Raw genomic sequence first — 6,000 nt, 5'->3', positions numbered from 1 at the left:
CGTGTACTTGGCCCTTGATGTCTTTGTCATTTTCGTTTTCCTTGTCTGAATTGAACCACTCAGCAAGGGATACGTTTTCTGGGGGCAAGGTCACTTTTCCCACTCTTTTGAGAATGGATTCAGCCTTCTTTCGAGAGGCATCAGACTTGAACCGAGAGAAATAGTGGTCTGCAATTTGCTTGGCTTCCGCGCCCTGTTTCTGCTTACAAAGCAGCAGGGTCAGGCGGTCGAGCGCATCCAACTCACCGCTGTACCCCTGCTCTTCTGTCATATCGGTTATCACTTGACCGTACAACCCGCCTTCGAGTTTCATGAATGAGTAGTCTTCAAGCTTTTTGATTGAATCCCTCAGCAGTTTGACTGAGGCCTCTGGATCAGACTTCTCCAAGCTAGTGGCTCTTTTTATTTGATCTCTATTTCCGTTACGCAACGCATGGAATTTGCTGTACTGATCGAAGTTAGTGTTCCGGTGTGGGTTTTGTCTATTGAGAAGAGTTTCAGAATGATCGGCCATCAGTGCATCTTTGATCTCCGATGCTTCAGAGCCAGTCAGTTTCTCGTGTATTAACTTGACGTCATAGCTACCTGCCAACTTCTTCCCTACATACCAACTCCAGAGCGGGCTAAGGTCTTTTGACCAAGCACGATCCCCGTGCCCTACGCCTACATAAAAGAGCGTCCCCGTTGAGGAGTAGTGCCCGTACACGTAGTAAATGTGGGGGGCACTATTTTCACTTTTGTCGCTGAATCGGATTGCCGCGTCCTTAGGCTGCTTTCCTGAGGCTGCGGCGAAGAAAACTTTTGCTGTCCGGGCTGCATCCCCGCCCGCCCGATGAGATGCACCTTCCGCGGTGATGTCAAAGGCAGCACAAACATTTTCTAGGCTGTGGGACTTCAACTGAGGGAACTCTCGTTTGAAATACTCCATCACGCAGAAGCTACGATTGTTGACTTCACGTCCAATCCGCTTTGCTTCTGACTTTAAGAACCTCATGTCAAACTCTGCGTTGTAAGCATAGATAGTTCGGTCACCAATGTAGTCCAGGAGTTCAGGGATAACCTCACTCGCGTTCCGAACACTGGAAAGCATCTCATCTGTGATGCCTGTGAGATTGATGATGAATGGAGGTAGCCGACGATCCGGATTCACCAGTTGGCTATACCCCATGTGCTCAGCATTCACCCCACACTTGATGATGAAAACTGCAACCTCAATGATGCGGTCATTTTGAGCGTCTAAGCCGGTCGTCTCAAAATCAATGAAGGCAAGAGAATCGTTAGCAGATTCAACCTCGATTGGTTTTGGCGTTGATTTGACTTTTTCCTGCTGATACTGAACAGTAGCGCCCATATCCTTGCGGTTACTTATTACCTCTTGCTCATATTGAACGGCCTCTAATATTGTTTTAGAGGCACTCCTTTGCTCGTGTGCAGAGGGGGGCTTAACTCTTGAAGAACGTCTAATGATTTCCCAAACAACACAGCCGAAAATAATAGCGCCAAGAAGAAACCAAACCATCTCACATCCCTCTTGTTGTCTTTTTGCTCTTACCAAACATGTTAGCTGGGATATTGAGGGTCAGATTTAAATTGTCTTCAGAAATGCAAGAGCAGCCCCCAAGCCGTACCAGTCGGATTTCCTGCCAAGCCCGGCCGGTAGCGCTGTGTGCCCTTGCGCGTTAACGTGAAGCGACAACCAGATACGTGTGCAAGGGTCAAATACGGCTCCAGTCCAAGGCGGCCTCAAGTTGCAACCCCTTCGATTCATGGAGTTATCGCTTCAAGACCCGATGCGCTGCATCTTGCTTTCGCACAGCGGCCCCGTGGTGGTGAATCTGCCGCGATCTGAGCGCTATGCCTTGCACAAGCTGCTGGTTTTTGGTGAACGGGTGCAGGCCCAGCGTGTTAAAGCGATGAAAGACCTCGCCCAATCCGCCGCTCTGGTGGACTACCTTCTGAAATACGATGCTGCCGTATTGGCGTAGATATGGCCGGATATTCAGGCCTGGGGCCGGGACGGTGCCAGCGGATGGCTCACGCCTTCAAGGCATTGGAAACCTCCTATTCTTCTTTGCACTTTGAAGACAGCATACGGCGCTTATGGGCACCGTGATCGCCATGCGCGCCACGCTTTACAAGCGGAGGGGTGTTGTGCAACCAGCAAGGTCAACTTGATTTAATCTCAATTGAGATACATAATTGATGGCAATAGGAGGTTCACATGGCTACACACACTTCAATGCTCCACATTCGGGTGGACGACGACATCAAGGAGCAAGCGACTGAGGCCTTGACAGCAATGGGCCTATCTATATCGGATGCCGTGCGGCTGTTTTTACGCCGCGTGGTGATCGACCAGGCATTCCCGCTTGAACTCAAGGTGCCGAACGCGCAGACGCTTGCAGCCATGGATGAATCGCGCGCCATGATGGCCAGCCGTCGTGCCCGTTTTGCGACCAGCGACGCATTGTTTGCCGATCTTGAAAAAAACAGCGGCCAGTAAGCGTGCATCCCTGCCGCGGGCAGCGGACTACACCAAGGCATTTCTCAAGGACTGGCAACGGCTGTCGCATTCCGGGCGCTACGACATGGTGCGACTCAAAGAAGCGATGTTGCTGCTCATTGCCAACGATGCGCCCCTTGGCCCTGAATGGCTAGACCACGCTTTGAAAGGGGACTGGGCTGATCACCGGGAATGCCATATAGGCGGAGACTTCCTGTTGATCTACCAAGTAGAAGCCAACTGGATCAACTTCGTTCGCTCTGGCACTCATTCCGAATTATTCAGTCATTGATTTCCTTCTAACCGTTGCATGTTGCACTGTGTTGCTCGGCAACACCGGCTGGTATTTCAGGCCACGCCATCCTCCACCGGAACTCCCCATGACCCACCTGCGCACGCGCGCCGTTCACGCCGGCCAGCATCCTGACCCGGTAACGGGCGCCATCACCACGCCCATCACGCAAAGCTCGGCGTTCAACTACGGCACGCTGGAGCGCGGCGCGGCCATTTTTGCCGGCGAGGCCGAGGGCTACCGCTACAGCCGTTTTGGCAACCCGACAGTGGCGGCGCTGGAGGCCAAGATGGCCGATCTGGAGGGCGCGCAGGCGGCCGTGGCGTTTGGCAGCGGCACGGCGGTGACCTCGTCGCTGCTGCTCGGATTGCTCAAGCCGGGTGACGAAATTGCCTTTTTGGGCCCGCTGTATGGCGGCACTGAAGGGCTGTTCCGGTCGCTGGGCGAGCGATTCGGCATCAAGGCGGTGGACGCCACGCACTCGGGTTTGGCCGCCTGTTTGACCCCGGCCACGCGCATGGTCTGGGTTGAGACGCTGACCAACCCCGGCCTGCGCCTGCACGATCTGGCCGAAGTCGCGGCGCTGGCGCAGGCGCGCGGCATCCTCACGGTGGCCGACAACACTTTTTGCACGCCCTGCCTGACGCGCCCGCTTGAGCTGGGCATTGATCTGGTGATGCATTCCATGACCAAGTACCTGGGCGGCCACGGCGACGCCACGGGCGGTGTGGTGGCTGGTGCGGCGGCGCTGGTGGCCGCAGTGCGTAAAACCGGGCTTGGCCATGTGGGCGGCAATTTGTCGCCGCAAGAGGCATTTTTGTTTTTACGCGGCATCAAGACGCTGCCGCTGCGCATGGCGGCGCACTGCGCCGGGGCAGCGGCGGTGGCTGAATTTTTGGCGGCCCATCCCGCCGTGCGCGCCGTGCATTACCCCGGTTTGACCAGCCATCCGCAGCACGCGCTGGCGCAGCGCCAGTTGCAAGGCGGTTTTGGCGGCATGGTGACGTTTGAGCTGCTGCGCAACGAGCGGGCGGCTGCGGCCCAAGTGCTCAATGCCTTGCAGCTGTTCACGCAGGCCGTGTCACTGGGCGACGTGGACAGCCTGGCCTGTCACCCGGCCAGCACCACGCACAGTTTCGTCTCGCCTGAAGCGCGCGCCGCCGCCGGCATCAGCGAAGGCATGATTCGCCTGAGCGTCGGCATTGAGCACCCCGATGACCTGATTGCCGACCTGGCGCAGGCGCTGCAACCGCTGGCTTGAATGCAGGGCTGCTCTTTGCCTTGATGGCCGTTCAACGCGCCGTTTTGGCTAAAATTGATGCAATAAATGCTTAGAGTCCAATAGATACGGGCGCAAGCTGCTATGAAAAACAGAGCGTATGGTCGTCCTGCATGACGCTGATCCAGACCATGAAAGCGCTGCTGGAGCTCAGTGGGGCACTGCTTCGGCCACCTCGACTTGAACTTCTGAGCCGACTTCGGCCTCTTGCCCATGCGCCTCGCCCGCAAAGCGGAACGCAAACGCCGCAATCGGCGGGCCCAGGGTTTCAAACACCGTCACGGCGCCCAGAACGATGGCGGCAATGGTCGGCGCCTGCGCCGGAAAAAGCCCGCTGCTGGTCTGCACCAGGCCAATCGCCAGACCCGCCATCGGAATCAGCAGCAGCCCGCTGGCAGTGCCCGAGCGCAGCGGCTTTTTAAACACGCGCAGCATCACGGTGGCGCCGATCACCTTGGCCAAAGACCGCACCAGCACCAGCGCCAGCACGGCGGGGGCGAATTGAATCAGCTCGTGCAAATGCAGGCCCGCGCCGGCAAACACAAACAGCACGATAAAGAACAGCTCGAAAGCCGGGCCAAATTCAATGTCCGACGTGACCGCCTTACGCTCCATCGTCTTGATGGCCACGCCCATCACCAGCGGCGCAAACAGCGGCGACAGCTTGAGTTCGCTGGCCAGCGCAATGCTCATCATGATGGCGCCTATCACCAGCGCCAATTTGTACTGTGCGGCGCTTTGCGTCTTGATGGACACCACATGCAGCGCCCAACCCATCGCCAGCCCCAGCAGCAGCGAACCCAGCAATTGATAAAGCGGCTGAAACACCGCCACCGTCCAGTTGGCGCCGCTGTCGTAGTGCAGCAGCGGCAACGCAGCAGAAAAAGCGATGAACGAAAACAGGTTGTTCAGCGCCACCAGCGTCTTGGTTGACTCCGTGACCACGCCGGCAGCGTTGACCTCGTGCGCCACATGCAGCAGCACCGCTGGCGAGGACGACACGGTGATGGCCGCCACCAGCACCGAAATGGCGAACGGCACGCTGAACAATTGCAGCGCGCCAAACACCACCCCGAAGGTCAGCCCGCTTTCCACCAGCGACGTGATGATCAAGGAGGGCGAATGCCGAAGTTGCTTGATGTCCAGCGACAGGCCGAGCCTGAACAAGATGAGCGCCAGTGCAATGTCGATCAGCACCCGTGAATTGGCGATGGTCTGCGCGCTCAACAAGTCCAGCACGCTCGGGCCGCACAAAAACCCCACCAGCATGAACCCGGTAATGCTCGGCAGCCACGACACGCGGTGCGAGAGATAACCACCCAGCGCGCCGACCAACAGGACCAGGCCAAAGGCCAGAAGTGGGGTAAATTGCAAAGGCCAGGCGGGCAGATAGTCCATGAATTGAGTGCGGGGGGTAAGGTGAATGTCGGGAGAGGGCGCTGGGCCGGGATTTTGGCATAGGCGCTGATGCGCGCAAACGCTCTGCCAGCGGCCAAGCGCGGCGCAGCCTGCTCAAGGCCTGCGTGTGCATGGCGTAATACCTGCCCGCCGTAGGCCCAAAAAGCGGCAGCGACGACTGGCAAGGCGACAAGGTTCTCGGCAAAGGCCCCCAAGGTGCGCTGGTCAAGCGCAAGTCAGGCATGGCACTTCACTGGCGATGAATTCAGGGGGGTGACATCTTCGAAATTACAAGAATCATGGTCAGCCGCACACAGGTGCTCAAGCTTGGTTGCAATTCATTTTTGAAATCAAAAGAGTTACGCCTTGACTTCAGACAAATCACGGCCACACTTGGCTTTTCGACATTGCAGTTGAAACTTCTTGTTTTTGCTGCCGAAATTTGTAAGTGGCTAACCGCTGACTTCCATGGAAATCAGATTGAATCCTGTAATCATCAGCAGATGGTTTGCTCAGGGTAGAGGTGAT

At 56.7% G+C, this 6,000-nt stretch carries 6 protein-coding genes; 4 read left to right on the top strand and 2 right to left on the bottom strand.

The annotated features are described in order from the left end of the window. Nucleotides 1-1,519 (bottom strand): exonuclease domain-containing protein (locus RCH06_RS10300; RefSeq protein WP_327081369.1); only part of this gene is annotated, 1,519 nt, incomplete at its 3' end. 187 nt (nt 1,520-1,706) lie between these two features. Between RCH06_RS10300 and RCH06_RS10295 the strand changes: the two genes are divergently transcribed. The 4 genes from RCH06_RS10295 (at nt 1,707) to RCH06_RS10280 (ending at nt 4,056) form a co-directional block, all read left to right on the top strand. After that, entirely contained in the window at nt 1,707-1,985 is a 279-nt protein-coding gene (locus RCH06_RS10295; RefSeq protein WP_327081368.1) for a GSU2403 family nucleotidyltransferase fold protein, read from the top strand. Nucleotides 1,986-2,221: 236 nt separating this feature from the next. Beyond that, entirely contained in the window at nt 2,222-2,503 is a 282-nt protein-coding gene (locus RCH06_RS10290; protein ID WP_327081367.1) for a type II toxin-antitoxin system RelB/DinJ family antitoxin, read from the top strand. Beyond that, on the top strand, nt 2,472-2,795 hold the full coding sequence (locus RCH06_RS10285; RefSeq protein ID WP_442799635.1) for a type II toxin-antitoxin system YafQ family toxin: 324 nt from the start codon (nt 2,472-2,474) through the stop codon (nt 2,793-2,795). The genes RCH06_RS10290 and RCH06_RS10285 overlap by 32 nt, the downstream gene beginning before the upstream one ends. 88 nt (nt 2,796-2,883) lie before the next feature. Then, entirely contained in the window at nt 2,884-4,056 is a 1,173-nt protein-coding gene (locus RCH06_RS10280) for a trans-sulfuration enzyme family protein (protein ID WP_327081366.1), read from the top strand. A 168-nt stretch (nt 4,057-4,224) separates the two neighbouring features. On the opposite strand, the gene RCH06_RS10275 is transcribed toward RCH06_RS10280, so the two are convergent. Then, nucleotides 4,225-5,472 (bottom strand): cation:proton antiporter, encoded by a 1,248-nt coding sequence (locus RCH06_RS10275; protein WP_327081365.1) that lies wholly within the window; start codon nt 5,470-5,472, stop codon nt 4,225-4,227. Nucleotides 5,473-6,000 lie beyond the last annotated feature (528 nt).

It is taken from the genome of Polaromonas sp. CG_9.5 (assembly GCF_035984465.1).
Classification (GTDB): Bacteria; Pseudomonadota; Gammaproteobacteria; order Burkholderiales; family Burkholderiaceae_C; genus Polaromonas.
This window is presented reverse-complemented; position numbering and strand designations above follow the sequence as displayed.

What these genes read in the sequence shown, in the direction of transcription:
- RCH06_RS10290 (WP_327081367.1), top strand. Translation starts at nt 2,222, where the DNA reads ATGGCTACACACACTTCAATGCTCCACATTCGGGTGGACGACGACATC.
- RCH06_RS10280 (WP_327081366.1), top strand. Translation starts at nt 2,884, where the DNA reads ATGACCCACCTGCGCACGCGCGCCGTTCACGCCGGCCAGCATCCTGAC.
- RCH06_RS10275 (WP_327081365.1), bottom strand. Translation starts at nt 5,472, where the DNA reads ATGGACTATCTGCCCGCCTGGCCTTTGCAATTTACCCCACTTCTGGCC.